General features: G+C 67.4%; 19 protein-coding genes. 13 read left to right on the plus strand and 6 right to left on the minus strand.

Annotation, left to right across the window (positions count from 1 at the left end; genetic code table 11):
• The first annotated feature begins 70 nt into the window (after positions 1–70).
• Both A5759_RS06480 and A5759_RS06485 read left to right on the plus strand, forming a co-directional pair.
• Positions 71–694 (plus strand): RDD family protein, encoded by a 624-nt coding sequence (locus A5759_RS06480; RefSeq protein WP_064394948.1) that lies wholly within the window; start codon positions 71–73, stop codon positions 692–694.
• Positions 691–1,572 carry a hypothetical protein gene (locus tag A5759_RS06485; protein WP_064426793.1) on the plus strand — a complete coding sequence of 294 codons (882 nt, stop codon included), beginning with the start codon at positions 691–693 and terminating at the stop codon, positions 1,570–1,572. The genes A5759_RS06480 and A5759_RS06485 overlap by 4 nt, the downstream gene beginning before the upstream one ends.
• 4 nt (positions 1,573–1,576) lie before the next feature.
• On the opposite strand, the gene A5759_RS06490 is transcribed toward A5759_RS06485, so the two are convergent.
• The gene (locus tag A5759_RS06490) at positions 1,577–2,749 is read right to left on the minus strand and encodes an acyl-CoA dehydrogenase family protein (protein WP_120275463.1); all 1,173 of its coding nucleotides are present in this window, start codon (positions 2,747–2,749) and stop codon (positions 1,577–1,579) included.
• A gap of 54 nt (positions 2,750–2,803) precedes the next feature.
• On the opposite strand from A5759_RS06490, the gene A5759_RS06495 reads away from it, so the two are divergent.
• A complete protein-coding gene (locus tag A5759_RS06495; RefSeq protein ID WP_068195331.1) occupies positions 2,804–3,967 on the plus strand; it encodes a cystathionine gamma-synthase in 1,164 nt (387 codons plus the stop codon).
• A 3-nt stretch (positions 3,968–3,970) separates the two neighbouring features.
• Here A5759_RS06495 and A5759_RS06500 read toward each other — a convergent pair whose 3' ends face one another.
• The 3 genes from A5759_RS06500 to A5759_RS06510 all read right to left on the minus strand — a co-directional run bounded on the left by A5759_RS06500 (position 3,971) and on the right by A5759_RS06510 (position 5,858).
• The gene (locus tag A5759_RS06500; protein WP_068195334.1) at positions 3,971–4,633 is read right to left on the minus strand and encodes a GPP34 family phosphoprotein; all 663 of its coding nucleotides are present in this window, start codon (positions 4,631–4,633) and stop codon (positions 3,971–3,973) included.
• 61 nt (positions 4,634–4,694) lie between these two features.
• Positions 4,695–5,189 carry a transcription elongation factor GreA gene (gene greA / locus A5759_RS06505; RefSeq protein ID WP_064394952.1) on the minus strand — a complete coding sequence of 165 codons (495 nt, stop codon included), beginning with the start codon at positions 5,187–5,189 and terminating at the stop codon, positions 4,695–4,697.
• Positions 5,190–5,435: 246 nt separating this feature from the next.
• Positions 5,436–5,858 (minus strand): DUF4307 domain-containing protein, encoded by a 423-nt coding sequence (locus A5759_RS06510; RefSeq protein WP_068195335.1) that lies wholly within the window; start codon positions 5,856–5,858, stop codon positions 5,436–5,438.
• Positions 5,859–5,977: 119 nt separating this feature from the next.
• On the opposite strand from A5759_RS06510, the gene mca reads away from it, so the two are divergent.
• The 4 genes from mca to A5759_RS06530 are packed head-to-tail and all read left to right on the plus strand — an operon-like array spanning position 5,978 to position 9,509.
• On the plus strand, positions 5,978–6,847 hold the full coding sequence (mca, locus tag A5759_RS06515; protein ID WP_068195644.1) for a mycothiol conjugate amidase Mca: 870 nt from the start codon (positions 5,978–5,980) through the stop codon (positions 6,845–6,847).
• Positions 6,844–7,131 (plus strand): hypothetical protein, encoded by a 288-nt coding sequence (locus tag A5759_RS06520; protein WP_068195338.1) that lies wholly within the window; start codon positions 6,844–6,846, stop codon positions 7,129–7,131. Before mca ends, A5759_RS06520 begins: the two co-directional genes overlap by 4 nt.
• A complete protein-coding gene (locus tag A5759_RS06525; protein WP_369816170.1) occupies positions 7,091–9,127 on the plus strand; it encodes a thioredoxin domain-containing protein in 2,037 nt (678 codons plus the stop codon). Before A5759_RS06520 ends, A5759_RS06525 begins: the two co-directional genes overlap by 41 nt.
• 10 nt (positions 9,128–9,137) lie before the next feature.
• Complete coding sequence (locus A5759_RS06530) at positions 9,138–9,509, plus strand: nuclear transport factor 2 family protein (protein WP_066847297.1); 372 nt, start codon at positions 9,138–9,140, stop codon at positions 9,507–9,509.
• On the opposite strand, the gene A5759_RS06535 is transcribed toward A5759_RS06530, so the two are convergent.
• A complete protein-coding gene (locus tag A5759_RS06535; protein WP_068195344.1) occupies positions 9,506–10,246 on the minus strand; it encodes a hemolysin III family protein in 741 nt (246 codons plus the stop codon). The genes A5759_RS06530 and A5759_RS06535 overlap by 4 nt on opposite strands.
• 55 nt (positions 10,247–10,301) lie before the next feature.
• Here A5759_RS06535 and A5759_RS06540 point away from each other — a divergent pair, with 55 nt between their 5' ends.
• The 4 genes from A5759_RS06540 to A5759_RS06555 all read left to right on the plus strand — a co-directional run bounded on the left by A5759_RS06540 (position 10,302) and on the right by A5759_RS06555 (position 13,515).
• Complete coding sequence (locus tag A5759_RS06540; RefSeq protein WP_068195347.1) at positions 10,302–11,093, plus strand: (2Z,6E)-farnesyl diphosphate synthase; 792 nt, start codon at positions 10,302–10,304, stop codon at positions 11,091–11,093.
• Positions 11,094–11,125: 32 nt separating this feature from the next.
• Positions 11,126–12,478 (plus strand): hypothetical protein, encoded by a 1,353-nt coding sequence (locus A5759_RS06545; protein WP_068195350.1) that lies wholly within the window; start codon positions 11,126–11,128, stop codon positions 12,476–12,478.
• 114 nt (positions 12,479–12,592) lie between these two features.
• Complete coding sequence (locus tag A5759_RS06550) at positions 12,593–13,015, plus strand: hypothetical protein (RefSeq protein WP_068195353.1); 423 nt, start codon at positions 12,593–12,595, stop codon at positions 13,013–13,015.
• Between the two features lie 92 nt (positions 13,016–13,107).
• Complete coding sequence (locus tag A5759_RS06555; protein WP_064420114.1) at positions 13,108–13,515, plus strand: hypothetical protein; 408 nt, start codon at positions 13,108–13,110, stop codon at positions 13,513–13,515.
• 4 nt (positions 13,516–13,519) lie between these two features.
• Here A5759_RS06555 and coaA read toward each other — a convergent pair whose 3' ends face one another.
• Positions 13,520–14,467, minus strand: coding sequence for a type I pantothenate kinase (gene coaA, locus A5759_RS06560; protein ID WP_066847312.1), 948 nt, complete (start codon positions 14,465–14,467; stop codon positions 13,520–13,522).
• A 30-nt stretch (positions 14,468–14,497) separates the two neighbouring features.
• Between coaA and A5759_RS06565 the strand changes: the two genes are divergently transcribed.
• Positions 14,498–15,709 carry a DUF885 domain-containing protein gene (locus A5759_RS06565; RefSeq protein ID WP_068195356.1) on the plus strand — a complete coding sequence of 404 codons (1,212 nt, stop codon included), beginning with the start codon at positions 14,498–14,500 and terminating at the stop codon, positions 15,707–15,709.
• Positions 15,710–15,919: 210 nt separating this feature from the next.
• Positions 15,920–17,383: a glycine hydroxymethyltransferase gene (locus A5759_RS06570; RefSeq protein WP_068195359.1), complete on the plus strand. Its 1,464-nt coding sequence runs from the start codon at positions 15,920–15,922 to the stop codon at positions 17,381–17,383.
• Positions 17,384–17,393 lie beyond the last annotated feature (10 nt).

The following is a 17,393-nucleotide window of genomic DNA, read 5'->3' on the forward strand; positions in this document are numbered from 1 at the left end:
CTGCACAAAGCCGCTTCTCGGGTAGATTAGGCACGCTTGAACCCAGCTAAGCCATTGACTGGAGCCGTCCATGAACGATGAACCGCCGCCTCCGGCACGCGGTCCGTCTTCACCCGACGGTTCGCAGGGCGACGGCACTCCGCCACCGCAAATGGCGACCAGGTATCCACCTCCAGCGCAACCGGTTCAAGCACTACCGAGAGAGGCTTACACGCCCTGGTTCACCCGCGTGTTGGCCTGGCTGATCGATAACATTCCCACGTTCCTCATCCTCGGCATCGGCTGGGCCGTGTTACTCGCAACGCAGGAAACCACCTGTGTGACAGAGTATTCAGACGCCGACATGCGTGAGATCTGCGTGATGGAGCCGTCGATGCTGGGACAGGCGTCGGCTTCCTTCATCGCTCCGATTCTCGTTCTGGCATACGTGATCTGGAATTACGGCTACCGACAGGGCACCACCGGCTCCAGCATCGGCAAGTCGCTGCAGAACTTCAAGGTGGTCAGTGAAAAGACCGGGCAGCCAATCGGTTTCGGTATGTCTGTCCTGCGGCAACTGGCGCATACCATCGACGCCGCGATCTGTTATATCGGTTATCTGTTCCCGCTGTGGGACGCCAAACGGCAGACCATTGCGGATAAACTCATCAGCACCGTCTGCTTACCATTGTCGTCAACCGGGAAGGTCACATGACTGATCAACCGCCTCCTCCGCCGGGAAACAACCCTCCGCCACCTCCCGGTGGTTATCCGCCACCGGGGCAGGGCGGTTACCCGCCTGCAGGTGGCTATCCGCCACCGGGCGGGCCGGGATACCCTGGCGCTCAGCGGTATAGCGTCGGAGAGGCGTTCTCGTGGGCGTGGGGCAAATTCACCTCCAACGCCGCCGCGTTGATCGTTCCGACGCTGGTATACGGGATCATCGTCTTCGCGGTGCAAGCCTTGTTCAGCGCGCTATCGGCCGTGGTGGACCCGGAGTCGACGAGCTACTCGTCGGACGGCGACGGATTCTCCTTCTCCTACAGCGTCTCCGGGCCCGCCAGTATCGCGATCACCATCCTCGGCTGGATTGTGGCGCTGGTCGTCGGCGGAATCATCCAATCTGCCTACTACAACGGCATGTTGGCCATCGCCGACGGTCAGCCGGTGACGATCGGTTCGTTCTTCAAGCCGCGTAACGTCGGCGCGGTCATCATCGCGGGCGTGATCGTCGGGCTGTTGACCTCGATCGGCTTTGCGCTGTGCGTCCTCCCAGGATTCATCGTGGCCATCTTCACGATGTTCACCGTGATCGCCCTGCTGGACCGCAACCTCTCGCCGATCGACGCGATCAAGACGAGCTTCGACATCGCGAAGAACAACTTCGGTCAGGTGCTGCTGACATTGCTGGCTGTCTTCGCCATCACGGTCGTTGGGGCGTTGCTCTGCGGCGTGGGTCTGCTCGTCGCGCTTCCGCTGGTCGCGCTCATCGAGGTGTACGCCTATCGCAAGCTCAGCGGGGGTCAGGTCGCCGACCTCAACCCGCAGCCATTACCGCCCGGTCCGCCGCCTCAGGTCACTCCGCAGCAGTAACCGATCATCGGAAGGCGCTGACGCCGGTCAGCGCCTCACCGATGACCAACTGATGCACCTCCGAGGTGCCCTCGTACGTCAGCACCGACTCCAGGTTGTTGGCGTGCCGGATGACCGGATACTCCAGGGTGATCCCGTTGGCGCCCAACAGGGTTCGACACTGACGGGCGATCTGGATGGCCTCGCGGACATTGTTCAGCTTGCCGAGGCTGACCTGCTCGGGCTTGATCTTGCCCTCGTCCTTGAGCTTGCCGAGGTGAAGGGCGAGAAGTTGAGCTTTGCCGAGTTCGACTGCCATATCAGCGATTTTGGCTTGAGTCAGCTGGTAGCCCGCCAGCGGTTTGTCGAACACCTCCCGTGTGCCGACGTAGTCCAGCGCGCTCTGCAGGCAGTCCCTGGCGGCGCCGACACTGCCGAACACAATGCCGAACCGGGCCTCCGACAGGCAGCTGAGCGGCCCGGACAGTCCCCGGGCGTCGGGAAGCTTCGCGTCGGCCGGCAACCGGACGTCGTCGAGGTGTAATTCCGAGGTGACCGAGGCCCGCAGCGACAGCTTGTGTGTCATGTCGGTCGCGGAGAATCCCGGCGTTCCGGCGGGCACCAGAAATCCGGCTATCCCGTCGTCGGTTCGGGCCCACACGACCGCCACATCGGCAACCGACCCGTTGGTGATCCACATCTTCGAACCGCGCAGGATCCAATCCGATCCGTCCCGCTTGGCGGTCGTGCGCATCCCGCCCGGATTGGAGCCGAAGTCGGGTTCGGTCAGCCCGAAACACCCGATGGCCTCACCGGTGGCCATCGCGGGCAGCCAACGATTGCGCTGCTCCTCGCTGCCCCAGCGGTGGATCGCGAACATCGCCAGCGAGCCCTGCACCGAGACCAGGCTGCGCAGCCCGCTGTCCACCGCCTCGAGTTCCTGGCACACCAGGCCGTAGGCCGTCGCGGTCGATCCGCCGCAGCCGTAACCCTTGAGGTGCATGCCCAGAAGCCCGAGCTTGCCGAACTCGGCGGCCAGTTCGCGAACCGGCACCTGACCGGTTTCGAACCACTCGGCGATGAACGGCCGCAGCCGCTGTTCGCCGAACCGGCGCACGGTCTGGCGCAGCTCGATGTCCTCGGGTGAGAGCAGGGAATCCAGCTCGAGCATGTCGTCGAGGCGGGTCGCAGAATTCATGGGACATGTCTACCCGGTCGGCATGCGGCACAGTCGTGGCTAGGCTGAGCGGTGATGTCGAAGAACGAAACGCAGGGCCTTTCTACTCAGGGTCTTTCCACGAAGGCCATCCACGCCGTCCGACCCGATCTGACAACGGGTGCCGTCAACGCGCCGATCTACGCCAGCTCGACGTTCGCGCAGGACGGCGTCGGCGGGCTGCGCGGAGGCTACGAATACGCCAGAACCGGCAACCCCACCCGGGCGGCGCTGGAGGTCTCCCTCGCCGCGGTGGAGGCCGCGGCCTACGGGCGGGCGTTCTCCTCGGGTATGGCGGCGACGGATTGCGCGTTGCGGGCGGTTCTGCGGCCCGGTGACCACGTGGTGATGCCCGACGACGCTTACGGCGGGACATTCCGGCTGATCGACAAGGTATTCACCAAGTGGGGCATCGACTACACCGCCGTTGCGCTCGCCGATCTGGACGCGGTGCGCGCGGCGATCACGCCGAACACCCGGTTGATCCTGGTCGAGACGCCGACCAACCCGCTGCTGTCGATCGCCGACATCAGCGCGATCGCGCAGATCGCGGCGACGTCGAATGTGAAAGTGTTGGTGGACAACACCTTCGCCTCACCCGCGCTGCAGCAGCCGCTGCTGCTGGGCGCCGACATCGTGTTGCACTCGACCACCAAGTACATCGGGGGGCACTCCGACGTGGTGGGCGGCGCGCTGCTGACCAACGACGAGGAACTCGACGCCGCGTTCGCCTTCCTGCAGAACGGTGCGGGCGGGGTGCCCGGCCCCTTCGACGCCTACCTCACCCTTCGCGGCCTGAAGACACTGGTGATCCGCATGCAGCGGCACAGTGACAACGCGGCCGTCATCGCCGAGTTCCTCGAGGGACATCCCGCGATCGAGACCGTGCTCTACCCGGGGCTGCCCACGCATCCGGGCCACGAGGTCGCGGCAAGGCAGATGACCGGCTTCGGGGGCATGATCTCCGTGCGACTGCGCGGGGGAGCGGAGGCCGCACGCAAACTGTGTTCCCGCACAGAGGTTTTCATTCTCGCCGAGTCGTTGGGCGGCGTCGAATCGCTGATCGAGCACCCCGGCGCCATGACCCACGCGTCGACCGCCGGTTCCCAACTGGAGGTCCCCGATGACCTGGTGCGGCTGTCGGTCGGTATCGAGGACGTCGCGGATCTGCTGGCCGACCTCGAGCAGGCGTTGAGCTAGCGGCTAGGTCAGCGCCGAGCGCAGCGCCGAGGCCGTGACCGCGAGGTTCATCTCGGGCAGCGCCGTCGGTGACTCTTCGACCCAGCTGCCCAGCGCGATCTCGCCGGCACGGGCATGCACCCACCGCCAGCCCCGGTCATTGAGGCTGAGCAGCGCGCCCAGACCGTCGATCGCGTGCAGCAGCGTGATGATCGCGGCTGTGGTCGGGCCCGGCGGCCTGCGATCGAACAGCGCCGACAACAGCGCCGAGCGCGCGTGGCCGACGCGGTTGCGGTTGGTCAGCGGCCATGCGAACTCGTGTCCGAACCGCCTGTCCGGCAGAGGGATACGTCGGATCTGACCGGTTCGCTCCAGATGGCCGACGACGTTGCTTTCGGTGTGCTTGGCCAGCCGCTTGACCGCCGATCGGGGCCGCAACGGGCGGCGCTGCAACAGCGAAAGCGCCGGTTCTGCGACCGGGTCCGTCGTGCCGGCCACCGACAACGCGATCAGGCGGCCCGGTTCGACCGGGTCACCGTCGACCGAGGGGCGGATTCGGCAGGCCAGGGCCAGGTCGAGCAGCACCGCGGCGGCCAACACCCGCTCCCGGCGCGGACGGTCGAGAACCGGTTGCGCCGAAGCGTTGTCGAGCAGCAGCAGGAAAAGGTCCTCGGCGATCTGCGCCATGAGCGGATGCTAAACCGCATCCGGTCCGCGACTCGAATTCGGCTGGGGGTGGGCCGGGCCGTCAGGCGTGATACGGCTCGGCCTCGAGCAGCTTCACCTTGACCGTGCTGCCGCTGGGCACCGTGTAGGTGCGCACGTCGCCGACCTTCGCGTCGAGGAGCGCCTCGCCCAGCGGAGACTTCGGCGAGTACACCTCGAGCTTGCCGTCGCTGATGCCCTCTTGGCGGGTGGCGATCAGGAAGGTCTCGGTGTCGCTCTCGTCGTCGCCGTACTGCACCTTGACCACCGAGCCGGGCAGCGCGACGCCGGACTGCTTGGGCGCCTCGCCGACCTTGGCGCTGTTGAGCAGTTCCTGCAGCTGACGGATCCGGGCCTCCTGCTGGCCCTGCTCCTCGCGGGCGGCGTGGTAGCCGCCGTTCTCGCGGAGGTCACCCTCTTCGCGGCGGTCATTGATCTCGGCGGCGATGACGGGCCGGTTGGCGATCAGCTGGTCGAGCTCCGCCTTCAACCGGTCGAATGCCTCCTGGGTAAGCCAGGTGACCTGCGTATCGGTCATATCGTCGCGCTCCTGTCCTTCTGGGTCTTGCGGCGTGCTCGCGCTTTTCTCGCGTAAGACGTCTCGTGGTACGGCGCCGGGGCTTGACGTGTATTGCCGCGGTTCACGTGCTCAAGCACAGCACCAAATGCAGCAATACACGGCTCCAGCAGGAACCGTGTACCCGACCATGGTAGCACCGACGGGCCAACCGGATTTCACGAATTCGCAGTTCGCCGTTTGCCGGACCGACGAATCAGCGTGATTTCAAGGGGCCACCAGATACGACGGCACGTCGGTTCCGCACCCGTAAATATCGCCGATCACGGGCTGGCGTGTCGCTTTGACCGGTGCGGTCACTTGCACCGTCTGTTGCGAGGCCGGCGGGACCAGCACCTCCCGACGGCCCGTCTCGGCGCCGTCGATGGAGCGGGCGCGCACGATGCAGACGACCGGCTGGGACGGGTCCTCGCGGGTGACGCTGATCGTGACCGACACCGTCTCGTCGTCGACCAGTTCGTAGGCGCCCAGCTCGCCCGTCACGGGCTCGCTCTCGAACCGTCCGAACGCCACCACGGCGACCGTCACCCCCACCGCCAGCGCGAGCAACGTGAACGCGACCGCGACCCAACGGCGGCGGTTACCGGGCAGCCGCTCGCGGCCGTAGCGTGCGGCGGGGCGCTCGATCATCTGGTTTTCTATGCCCGTCGGTCGGATAGATCTACAGAACTGGAACTATAGGGACTATTGAGACGTCTCGGCGGGTTGATATCGCCGGAGACGACAGCGCGATGATAAGGCAGAGCAGGTTGAGTGAACTGCGGTTGATGGCGGTGCACGCCCACCCGGACGACGAGTCCAGCAAGGGTGCCGCCACCATGGCTCGGTACGTGGACGAGGGTGTGCGCGTGCTTGTGGTCACGCTCACCGGCGGCGAGCGCGGCGACATCCTCAACCCGGCCATGGACCTGCCCGAGGTGCACGGCCGGATGGCCGAGATCCGCCGCGACGAGATGGCCAAGGCCGCCGAGATCCTCGGCGTCGAGCACCGCTGGCTCGGCTTCGTCGACTCCGGCCTGCCCGAAGGCGACCCGCTTCCGCCGCTGCCGGAAGGCTGCCTCGGCGTGGTGCCGCTCGAGCAACCGGTGGAGGCGCTGGTGCGCGTCGTGCGCGAGTTCCGGCCACACGTGATGACCACCTACGACGAGAACGGCGGCTATCCGCATCCGGACCACATCAGGTGCCACCAGGTGTCGATGGGTGCCTACGACGCCGCCGGTGACCACCTCCTGTTCCCCGACGCCGGCGAGCCGTGGGGTGTCCAGAAGCTGTACTACACGCACGGCTTCGTGCGACAGCGGATGCAGCTGCTGCAGGACGAGTTCGCCAAACACGGTGAGGTCGGCCCGTTCGAGAAGTGGCTCAAGCACTGGGATCCCGAGCACGACATCTTCGCCAAGCGGGTGACCACCCGCGTCGAGTGCGCCAAGTACTTCGCGCTGCGCGACGACGCGTTGCGCGCGCACGCCACCCAGATCGACCCCAACGGGGACTTCTTCCGCGCGCCGATCGAATGGCAGCAACGGCTTTGGCCCACCGAGGAGTTCGAGTTGGCCCGCTCGCGCGTGCCCGTATCGCTTCCTGAGGACGACCTCTTCGCCGGGATCGAGGGCCGATGAACCTCCTGCTCGCCGTCGACCTGCTGGCCCAGCAGGAACCACCCAGGGACACCGGACCGGACTTCGGCAAGGCCAGTCCGTTGGGCCTGCTGATCGTGGTGCTGCTGCTGGTCGGCACGTTCCTGCTGGTCCGGTCGATGAACCGGCAGCTGCGCAAGGTGCCGGAATCGTTCGACCCGCCGGATGCGGAAGCCGACCAGATCGCCGAGCCGCCCGACGAGCCCCAGGCGCCGATCGAGTCCGATGCGCCGCCCGACGGGACGAAACGTGAGCCCGGGGGCTAACACACTCTCGCGGGCCACCAGCCCGTATCTGCGTCAGCACGCCGCCAACCCGGTGCACTGGCGCGAATGGACGCCGGAGGCGCTGGCCGAGGCTGCCGACCGCGATGTGCCGATCCTGCTGTCGATCGGCTACGCGGCTTGCCACTGGTGTCATGTCATGGCCCACGAGTCGTTCGACGACGACGAGGTCGCCGCGGTGATGAACGACGGCTTCGTCTGCATCAAGGTCGACCGCGAGGAGCGTCCCGACCTCGATGCGGTGTACATGAACGCGACCGTTGCGCTCACGGGGCAGGGTGGCTGGCCGATGACCTGCTTCCTCACTCCCGACGGCAGGCCGTTCTTCTGCGGGACGTACTACCCGAAGCCGACCTTCCTCCAGCTGCTGGCCGCGGTCATCGACACCTGGCACAACCGCCGCGGCGAAGTCGAGCAGGCGTCCGAGAAGATCACCGAGGAACTGCGGACGATGGCGGCCGGGTTGCCTGGCGGGGGACCGCCGTTGCAGCCCGCGCTGTGCGACCACGCCGTTGCCGCGGTGCTGCAGGACGAGGACGTCGCTCGCGGTGGATTCGCCACCAATCCCGCTGGCGCACCGAAGTTTCCACCATCGGCGTTGCTCGAGGGTCTGCTGCGCAGCCACGAACGCACGGGCGACATCATGCCCATCGAAACCGTCGAGCGGACCTGCACGGCGATGGCGCGCGGCGGAATCTACGATCAGTTGGCGGGCGGCTTCGCCCGCTACAGCGTCGACGCGGCCTGGGTGGTTCCGCACTTCGAGAAGATGCTGTATGACAACGCCCTACTGTTGCGGGCGTACGCCCATTGGGCGCGACGTACCGGAAACCCGTTGGCGCACAAGGTTACCGTTGAGACGGCCGCATTCATCGTCGACGAACTCGGCGCCGACGGCATGTTCACGTCGTCGCTGGATGCCGACGCGGACGGGGTGGAAGGCCTGACGTACGTCTTCACCCCCGCGCAATTGCGCGAGTTCCTCGGTGACGACGACGGGCAGTGGGCGGCAGAGCTTTTCGCCGTGACCGAGGCGGGCACATTTGAGCAGGGCGCGTCGGTGCTGCAGTTGCCACGCGACTCCGACGACCAGGACCGGTTTGCCAGGGTGCGTGCAGCGCTGCTGGCGGCCCGGCTCGCCCGGCCGCAACCCGGCCGCGACGACAAGGTCGTCACAGCGTGGAACGGGATGGCCATCACCGCGCTCGCCGAAGCCGCCGTCGCGCTCGAGCAGCCCGAATTGCTCACCGCCGCAACGAATTGTGCGCGCGGCGTGTGGGATCTGCACGTCGTCGACGGCAGACTGCGGCGGGCGAGCCTGGGAGGTTCGGTGGGCACGAGCGCCGGGATCCTCGAAGACCACGGCGCGTTGGCCACCGGCCTGCTGACCGTTCACCAGATGACGGGTGACCCGGACTGGCTGGAAGCCGCGATGACGCTGCTCGACATCGCGCTCGAGCACTTCGCCGACCCGGACCGGCCCGGCCGGTGGTTCGACACCGCCGACGACGCCGAGGCATTGATGGTGCGGCCAGCCGATCCGCTCGACGGCGCGACGCCGTCGGGTGCGTCGCTGATCGCCGAGGCGCTGCTCACCGCAGCGCACCTCGCCCCCGCCGCGCGGGCGGATCGCTACGGCGCGGCGGCCGAGGCCACTCTGGCGGCAGCCACGCCGATCCTGACCCGGTTACCGCGCTCGGGCGGACACTGGCTCGCCGTCGCAGAGGCGGCGGTGCGCGGGCCGATCCAGATCGCGGTGGCGTGCGATCCCGCCCGGTCGGAGTTGCTGTCGGCGGCGCGGCGTCTCGCGCCGGGCGGAGCGGTCGTCGTCGGCGGCGCGGTGAATTCGTCCGAACCGCTGATCGACCGCGACCGCGTCGGCGGTGCCGACGCCGCCTATGTGTGCCGTGGCAGAACATGCGACCTGCCGGTCACCACGGCGCCGGAACTCGCTGCCGCCCTGGGCGCGTCCGTGTAGCGTTCGGCGCATGCCGACGCCGGAAGACAACGCCAAGACCGTCACCCGTTACCTCGAACTGGCTGCGCAGGGTAAGGCCGATGACATCGCCGAGTTGTACGCCGACGACGGCACCGTCGAGGATCCGGTTGGCGGCGAGGTGCACATCGGCCGCAAGGCGATCCGCGGTTTCTACGACGCGCTCCCCACGACGGGCGCCCAGGCCGACGTCGTCACGCTGCGGGCGTTGGGCAACGAGGCGGCGTTCTTCTGGGCGCTGACCATCGACCTCGGCGAGAACAAGATGCGCATCGAGATCATCAGCGTGATGACCTTCAACGAGGAGGGCAAGATCGCGTCGATGAAGGCCTACTGGACCCCCGAAAACGTCACCCAGCTCTAGAAGACCGCGAACCACATCGCGATGTAGTGGCAGATCGCCGCCACCGCGGTGCACGCGTGAAAGAACTCGTGATGGCCGAACACCGTCGGCCACGGGTTGGGCCACTTGAGCGCGTAGAGCACACCGCCGACGCTGTAGAGCGCGCCCCCGACGATCAGCAGCACGAGCGCGGCCACTCCCGCACCGTGCGTGATCGGTCCGACGAACCACGCCGCCACCCAGCCCAGCAGGATGTAGAGCGGCACGCCGACCCACCGCGGCGCCGACGGCCAGAAGCACTTGAGCAGCACGCCCGCGATCGCACCACCCCACACGATCCAGAACAGCACCATGCCGTCGGTCTGTGGCAACGCCAGCAAGGCGAACGGCGTATAGCTGCCCGCGATGAACACGAAGATCATCGAGTGGTCGAGTCGCTTCATCCACTTGCGTGCGGTCGGTGACTTCCAGTCGACCCGGTGGTACGCGCCGCTGACCGCGAACATCGCCACGATGGTGAGCGTGTAGATCAGCGTCGCGACGCCCGCGCGCGTGGACTGGATCGACCACGACACCGACACCAGCGTGGCGCCGCAGATGGCTGCGATCCCCGCCGCGTACACGTGTATCCAGCCCCGTGCGCGCGGCTTACCGATGAAATTGGCGAGACCGTCGACAACGGCTTCCGGAAAGTCCTCCGCAGGGTTCTGCGGGTCGCGGGACTTATCGGAATCGGTGCTGTCGATGGATCGGGTCATGTCACCTCCACTAATGCCATGGGGGTTTTCGAACCTCACAGTAGTCTGGATCTTCGTGGAGCTCATTCCCCCGCGACTCAAAGAGCCGGCCTATCGGCTGTATGAGATGCGGCTGCGCCAGGAGCTGGCACGGTCCAAATCCCAACTGCCGCGCCATATTGCCGTTCTGTGCGACGGCAACCGCCGATGGGCACGTGACCTTGGACACGACGACGTCAGCGTCGGCTACCGGATGGGCGCCAGAAAGATCGCCGACATGCTGCGCTGGTGTCAGGAAACCGGCATCGAGATGGCGACGGTCTATCTGCTGTCCACCGAGAACCTGCAGCGTGCGCCCGACGAACTGTCCCCGCTGATCGACATCATCACCGACGTCGTGGAGGAGATCTGCGCGCCCGCCAACCACTGGAGTGTGCGCACCGTCGGCGATCTGGAGCTGATCGGCGAGGAGCCCGCGCGCCGGCTGCGTGACGCCGTCGGGTCCACCGACGCCGGTCCGGGCTGCTTTCATGTCAACCTCGCCGTCGGTTACGGCGGGCGCCAGGAGATCGTCGACGCTGTACGACAACTGCTGAGCAAGGAGCTGGCCAACGGCAGCGCCGGTGAACAGCTGATCGAGGCCGTCACCATCGACGCGATCTCGGAAAACCTCTACACCTCCGGACAACCGGACCCCGACCTGGTGATCCGCACCTCGGGGGAGCAGCGGCTGTCGGGCTTTCTGCTGTGGCAGAGCGCGTACTCCGAGATGTGGTTCACCGACGCCTACTGGCCGGCGTTTCGGCGGGTCGACTTCCTGCGCGCGCTGCGCGACTACACCGTGCGCCATCGCCGGTACGGAATGTGATGTGACGCCGTAGTTGATGGAACACTGAAGTCATGGCTGCGCTGTCGGCGGTGGTCTTCGCGCTCAGCTGGTGGTTGGGGCTGTACCTGCTGGCCCGCGACCCGCGTAAGCCCGTGCTTGTGCTGGCCGCGATCGGGTTGACGAGCTTCGCGGCGGTGGTCGCGCTGGACGCCGTGCGGACCGTCAGCGGCGCCGACGTGCTCAGCCGCATCGAGGTCTACCTCGTCGCCGTGCCGGGCATCGCCTGGTTCGCGGTGCTCCTCGAGCTGTCCCGGCCCCGTGACACCTGGCGTGGCCGTGCCGGTGAGCTCGGCATGGTCGCCGCGGTGGCCGCGACCGCGTTCGTCGGCGCCGCGATGGCCGGAAGCGTCGACGGCCCGTTGCGCCTTGGCCACTGGGTGATGTTCGCGGCGGTCTCGGTGCCCTCGCTTGGCGCCATGGTGTACGCGGTGCTGCGCCAGTCGCAGCCGGTCCCGGTGGTCGGTTTCGTGGTGGTCGCGACGTTGTTCTTCGCGTTGGGCAACGCGATCCTGATCATCCCGCTGGGGCTGGTGCCCAGCTGGTTGGCGCTCGCTTCGACGGGTTTCGACGTGGCGCTGCTCGGTGTCGCGGTCGCGATCGGGGATGCGTTCGACGAGGGGCAGGCGTTGCGCGCCGACATGCTGCGCTCGTTCGCGGCGACGACGGTGGTGGCGGTGCTGTTCGGCGGTCAGGCGTTGATCGGTCTGGCGGTCACCGGTCACGACACCGCGCTGACGGTGCTGCTGTTCACCAGCCTGGCGGTCGCGATCGCGATCAACGTCCTGGCCGACCCGCTGGCAGGTGTGCTCGACCGGTTGGCGTTCTCGCGCTCGCCCGCCCTGCGCGCCGACCGCGCCGCCCTGCGCAGCACCGAGGCTGCGCTGCCGCTGCGCAAGGACAATCCGCTCGACGGCATCGACGAGCAGACGTTCGTCCGCCTCACCCGCCGCGCGCTCGGGCACTACGGCGACCTGTCCAAGCTGATCGCCAGCCCGCTGACCAACCTGCCGATCATCGACCAGCGGTTGGCCTCGCGCGGCGCCTCCGGCCAGCCGCTGGAGCGGGCGACCGAACTCAAGGCGCTGCTGGCCGAGCGCATCGCCCGGCTCAAACCCCGCGACGGCGGCGAGTTCGGCACCACCGAGGAGTGGCGGCACTACAACTCGCTGTACTTCCCGTATGTCGCCGGGGTGCGGGCCTATGCGCAGAACGCCACCGCGGCGGGACTCGACCCCGTGGCCCGCCAGGCCTGGCAGTGGTTCGTCACCGAAGTGCCCCAGCGGTCGCTGCACAACTGGCAGAACGCCGCCGCGCGGCTGATCGCTGCCGATCTGCGCGGCAACCTGGTGGCCGCTCAGGACTGACGCGCATCCGCATCGGCGCCAGCGTTGGGCCCGATACCCACGTGACCTGCGGTTGGCAGTAGCTGGCAGCGTTCTGCGTCGATCTGGCAGCGGCATCTGAGCACTGTCGGTGACATGACCACCGCAACCACCCACCCGGTAAACACCACCGGCGACCTCGATGCGACCGACTCGCTGCTGCGCGTTGCGCTGCGTGCTGACGCGACGCTGTGCGGGGGTCTCGGCCTGGTCATCGCTATGGCCGCCGACCCGCTGTCCCGACTGAGCGGTCTGTCGGCCACCAGCGAATGGATCGCCGGCGCCGCGCTCGTCGGCTACGGCGCCGCACTGTTCCTGGCGGCCGGGATGGCCGACGTCCGCCGCGTCGGTGTCGGCGTGCTGGTCGGCAACATCGTCTTCGCGCTTGTCGTGACCGCGGTGCTGGCGACCGGCGTGCTGCCGCTGACCGAAGCCGGCGTTGCGGGCATCGCCGGGTTCACCGCCGTCACCCTCGCCTTCGCCTACGCCCAGTACCTCGGGGTGCGTCGCCTGACGTGACCCCCCTCATGGCTGGTCCGGAGCCGCCGTCGTCAGAGGTTGCGGCGTCGGCTCCGGAACGGTCCCTCACCCCCACAAGAAAGGAAACCATCATGACCGCACTCTCAGAACGGCTGAACGAGTCGACGGACGCCCTACTGCGTTTCGCGATGCGTGCCGACGCGATCCTCACCGGCCTCGCCGGTATCGCGGCCCTTCCGCTCGCGGGCTGGCTGGCCGACACGTCGGGCACCACCGTCGCCTTCGAGTACGGAATGGCGGCGTTCTTCATCGCCTACGGGGCAGCGGTGCTGGGTTTGGCGGCGCTGCAGTCGCTGAAGGCGGCTGGCATGGCGGTGATTGTGGCCAACGTCCTCTACGCCGTTGCAGCGGTGGTGCTCGTGATCTCGAATGTGTTCCCGCTCACCACGATCGGCGTGGTCCTGACGCTGGCCACCGGCGTGTACACGCTGGCGTTCGCCGAACTGCAGTACCAGGGCTGGCGCCGGATCAACCGGTAGCCGGTTACAGCTTGCGCAAGCGCAGCCGGTTGATCGAGTGGTCGGCGTCCTTGCGCAAGACCAGCGTCGCCCGCGGCCGGGTCGGCAGGATGTTCTCGATCAGGTTCGGCCGGTTGATCGAATGCCAGATGTCGCTCGCGGCGAACACGGCCTGCTCGTCGGTGAGCGTGGCGTAGTGGTGAAAGTGCGAGGCCGGGTCGGCGAACGCCGTCGTGCGCAAGCCGAGGAACCGATCGATGTACCACTTCTCGATGTCGTCGATGCGAGCGTCGACGTAGACCGAGAAGTCGAACAGGTCGGACACCATCAACGTCGGCCCGGTCTGCAGCACGTTGAGGCCCTCGAGGATCAGAATGTCCGGATGCCGGACGATCTGCTTCTCACCGGGCACGATGTCATAGAGCAGATGCGAGTACACCGGCGCGCACGCGTACTCCGCGCCGGACTTGACCGTCGTCACGAACCGCATCAGCGCACGACGGTCGTAGCTTTCCGGGAAACCCTTGCGGCCCATCAGGTTTCGTCGTACCAGTTCGGCGTTGGGGTAGAGGAACCCGTCGGTGGTCACCAGGTCCACGCGCGGGTGGTGCTCCCATCGCGCCAGAAGTGCCTGCAGCACACGGGCCGTCGTGGACTTGCCGACCGCGACGCTGCCCGCGACGCCTATCACGAACGGCACCGGCCGGTCGGGCTGAGAGTCGCTGTCTGAGTCGCCGCCCAGGAACTCGGCGGTCGTCGCGAACAACCGCTGGCGCGCGGCGACCTGGAGGTGGATCAGCCGGGCCAGTGGCAGATAGACCTCTTCGACTTCGAGCAGGTCGATCTTCTCGCCGATACCGCGCAGCTTCTTCAGCTCGTCCTCGGTGAGTTTCAGCGGCGTCGACATACGCAGGTTCCGCCACTGACTCCGGTCGAACTCCACATATGGGCTGGGTTCACTCAGCCGCGCCATGCGCCCAGTCTTGCATTTACGGTTGAGATCATGGACGCCAGCACCTCAGATTCGTTGGTCCGCGAGTATCTGCTGCTCGGGCTGCGCTTCGACCGGGTGGAGGAGGGTTACGTCGACTCGTTCACCGGCGACCCGGCGCTGCGCCGTGCCGTCGCCGCCGAACCACAGCCCGTTCCCGCGGACCTGGCCAGGCAGGCCGACCGGTTGCTGGGGCAATTGACCTCGGTCGACGGGCTGGAGCGAGCGCGTATGGACTACATCGGCGCCCACCTGCGGGCGCTGGCGTGCGCGGGCCGCAAATTCGCCGGTGAAGACGTCGGCTTCGTCGACGAGGTTGAGGCGTACTTCGACGTGCGCATCACCAAAGGGGACCCCGAGCGGTACCGGCAGGCCCATCGCCAGCTCGACGAAGTGCTGAGCGGGTCCGGACCGCTCGCCGACCGGATGCAGGCCTACCGCGCGGCCGAGGAGATTCCGCCTGCGCGCCTCGAAGAGTGCATCCACGCATTCTCCAGCGCGCTGCGTGACCGCGTGCGCGCCGAGTATCCGCTGCCCGACGCGGAGACCATCACCTATGAGGTGGTTTCCGACAAGCCGTGGTCGGGCTTCAACTACTACCACGGGGATTACAAGTCCACGGTGGCCGTCAACGCCGACCTCAAGCAGCAGATGTCGAACCTGCCCCGGCTGGTCGCGCACGAGTCGTATCCGGGACACCACACCGAGCACTGCCGCAAGGAGGCCGGGCTGGTCGAGGGCAGGGGACAGGCTGAGCAGACCATTTTTCTGGTCAACACCCCGCAGTGCCTGATGGCCGAGGGCTTGGCCGACCTCGCGCTGTACGCGGCGATCGGGCCCGAATGGGGTGTGTGGGCCGGCGAGATCTACGCCGACCTGGGGCTGCGGTTCGACGGGGAGCGCGCCCAGGCGGTGTCGGAGGCGACGGCGGCGCTGGCCGAGGTGCGCCAGGACGCGGCGCTGATGCTGCACGACGAGCACCGCGACGTCGACGATGTCGTCGTCTTCCTCAAGCGGTGGCTGCTGGTCAACGACCAACGCGCCCGCCAGATGCTGCGGTTCCTGTCGTCGCCGCTGTGGCGCGCCTACACCAGCACCTACGTCGAGGGGTACCGGTTGCTGCGGGGCTGGCTGGATGAACGCCCCGAAGAGGTCAGCCTGACCCAGCGGTTCGGCACGTTGCTCGACGAGCCGTTGATCCCGTCCTCGCTGCGGGCCGCCTGAGCCTGAGCCGCCGCCTGAGCCGCCGCCTGAGCCTGAGGCGCCGCCGAACCGCCGCCGAACGTGGGTTACCGTCACGCCGACGGCGGGTGTGGCGTGTGTCAATCCCACAGTCGGCGGCCCAGGTATGGGCATCGAGCGGCCCAGGTATGGGCATCGAGCGCCCCAGGTACGGGCATCGAGCGCCCCAGGTGCAGAAAGTAGGCTAACCCCATGACTGCAGACCCCGTGACCTCCAACGCTGCCGCTCCCGGTGCCGAGTACGCCGAGACCGCGAGTGCGGCCTACCGGGCCGCGTTGCAGGTGATCGAGTCGGTGGAGCCGCGCATCGCGGCGGCGACACGTAAAGAGCTTGCCGATCAACGGGACTCGCTCAAGCTCATCGCCAGCGAGAACTACGCCTCGCCCGCGGTGCTGCTGACGATGGGCTCCTGGTTCTCCGACAAGTACGCCGAGGGCACGATCGGGCACCGGTTCTACGCGGGCTGCCAGAACGTCGACACCGTCGAAAGTCTCGCCGCCGAACACGCCCGTGAGCTGTTCGGCGCGCCCTATGCCTACGTCCAGCCGCACTCCGGTATCGACGCCAACCTCGTTGCCTTCTGGGCGATCCTGGCCACCCGGGTCGAAGCGCCCGAACTGGCGGCCCTCGGCGCCAAGCACGTCAACGACCTGTCCGAGGCGGACTGGGAGAAGCTGCGCAACAAGCTCGGCAACCAGCGGCTACTGGGGATGTCGCTGGACGCGGGCGGCCACCTGACCCACGGTTTCCGGCCCAACATCTCCGGCAAGATGTTCCACCAGCGCAGCTACGGGACGGACCCGAACACCGGATTCCTCGACTACGGCGCGGTGGCCGAGGCCGCCCGCGAATTCAAGCCGTTGATCATCGTGGCCGGATACTCGGCCTATCCGCGTCGGGTCGACTTCGCCAAGATGCGCGAGATCGCCGACGAGGTCGGCGCCACGCTGATGGTCGACATGGCGCACTTCGCGGGTCTGGTCGCGGGCAAGGTGTTCACCGGTGACGAAGACCCGGTACCGCACGCCCACGTCACCACCACGACCACCCACAAGTCGCTGCGCGGACCGCGCGGCGGGATGGTGCTCGCCCAGCCCGAGTACTCCGACGCCGTCGACAAGGGCTGCCCGATGGTGCTGGGCGGTCCGCTCTCCCACGTCATGGCCGCCAAAGCGGTCGCGCTGGCCGAGGCCCGCCAACCGGCCTTCCAGGCTTACGCGCAGCGCGTCGCCGACAACGCCCAGGCGCTTGCCGACGGTTTCCTCAAGCGTGACGCCCAGCTCGTCACCGGCGGCACCGACAACCACATCGTGCTGCTCGACGTCACCTCGTTCGGGCTGACCGGGCGCCAGGCCGAGTCGGCCCTGCTCGACGCGGGCATCGTCACCAACCGCAATTCCGTGCCCGCAGACCCCAACGGCGCCTGGTACACCAGCGGCATCCGGCTGGGCACTCCCGCGCTGACCACCCGTGGATTCGGGGCCGACGACTTCGACCGTGTCGCTGACCTGATCGTGGACGTGCTGTCCAACACCGAACAGCAGGGCACTTCGAAGGCCAAGTACACGCTGGCCGACGGCACCGCCGAGCGCGTTCACGCCGCCTCTGCCGAGCTGCTGGAGGCCAACCCCCTGTATCCGGGGCTGACGCTGTAGCCCCCGCCAC

This window comes from Mycobacterium sp. 852014-52144_SCH5372336 (assembly GCF_001665615.1).
Taxonomy (GTDB): Bacteria; Actinomycetota; Actinomycetes; order Mycobacteriales; family Mycobacteriaceae; genus Mycobacterium; species Mycobacterium neumannii_A.

Bases quoted from the DNA above. Each gene is read 5' to 3' on its own strand.
- A5759_RS06565 (WP_068195356.1), top strand. From the start codon at position 14,498: ATGGACGCCAGCACCTCAGATTCGTTGGTCCGCGAGTATCTGCTGCTC.
- A5759_RS06495 (WP_068195331.1), top strand. From the start codon at position 2,804: ATGTCGAAGAACGAAACGCAGGGCCTTTCTACTCAGGGTCTTTCCACG.
- A5759_RS06480 (WP_064394948.1), top strand. From the start codon at position 71: ATGAACGATGAACCGCCGCCTCCGGCACGCGGTCCGTCTTCACCCGAC.
- A5759_RS06500 (WP_068195334.1), bottom strand. From the start codon at position 4,633: ATGGCGCAGATCGCCGAGGACCTTTTCCTGCTGCTGCTCGACAACGCT.
- A5759_RS06490 (WP_120275463.1), bottom strand. From the start codon at position 2,749: ATGAATTCTGCGACCCGCCTCGACGACATGCTCGAGCTGGATTCCCTG.
- A5759_RS06535 (WP_068195344.1), bottom strand. From the start codon at position 10,246: ATGACCCGATCCATCGACAGCACCGATTCCGATAAGTCCCGCGACCCG.
- A5759_RS06570 (WP_068195359.1), top strand. From the start codon at position 15,920: ATGACTGCAGACCCCGTGACCTCCAACGCTGCCGCTCCCGGTGCCGAG.
- A5759_RS06520 (WP_068195338.1), top strand. From the start codon at position 6,844: ATGAACCTCCTGCTCGCCGTCGACCTGCTGGCCCAGCAGGAACCACCC.
- A5759_RS06525 (WP_369816170.1), top strand. From the start codon at position 7,091: ATGCGCCGCCCGACGGGACGAAACGTGAGCCCGGGGGCTAACACACTC.
- A5759_RS06530 (WP_066847297.1), top strand. From the start codon at position 9,138: ATGCCGACGCCGGAAGACAACGCCAAGACCGTCACCCGTTACCTCGAA.
- A5759_RS06550 (WP_068195353.1), top strand. From the start codon at position 12,593: ATGACCACCGCAACCACCCACCCGGTAAACACCACCGGCGACCTCGAT.
- A5759_RS06555 (WP_064420114.1), top strand. From the start codon at position 13,108: ATGACCGCACTCTCAGAACGGCTGAACGAGTCGACGGACGCCCTACTG.
- A5759_RS06485 (WP_064426793.1), top strand. From the start codon at position 691: ATGACTGATCAACCGCCTCCTCCGCCGGGAAACAACCCTCCGCCACCT.
- A5759_RS06510 (WP_068195335.1), bottom strand. From the start codon at position 5,858: ATGATCGAGCGCCCCGCCGCACGCTACGGCCGCGAGCGGCTGCCCGGT.
- greA (WP_064394952.1), bottom strand. From the start codon at position 5,189: ATGACCGATACGCAGGTCACCTGGCTTACCCAGGAGGCATTCGACCGG.
- A5759_RS06545 (WP_068195350.1), top strand. From the start codon at position 11,126: ATGGCTGCGCTGTCGGCGGTGGTCTTCGCGCTCAGCTGGTGGTTGGGG.
- coaA (WP_066847312.1), bottom strand. From the start codon at position 14,467: ATGGCGCGGCTGAGTGAACCCAGCCCATATGTGGAGTTCGACCGGAGT.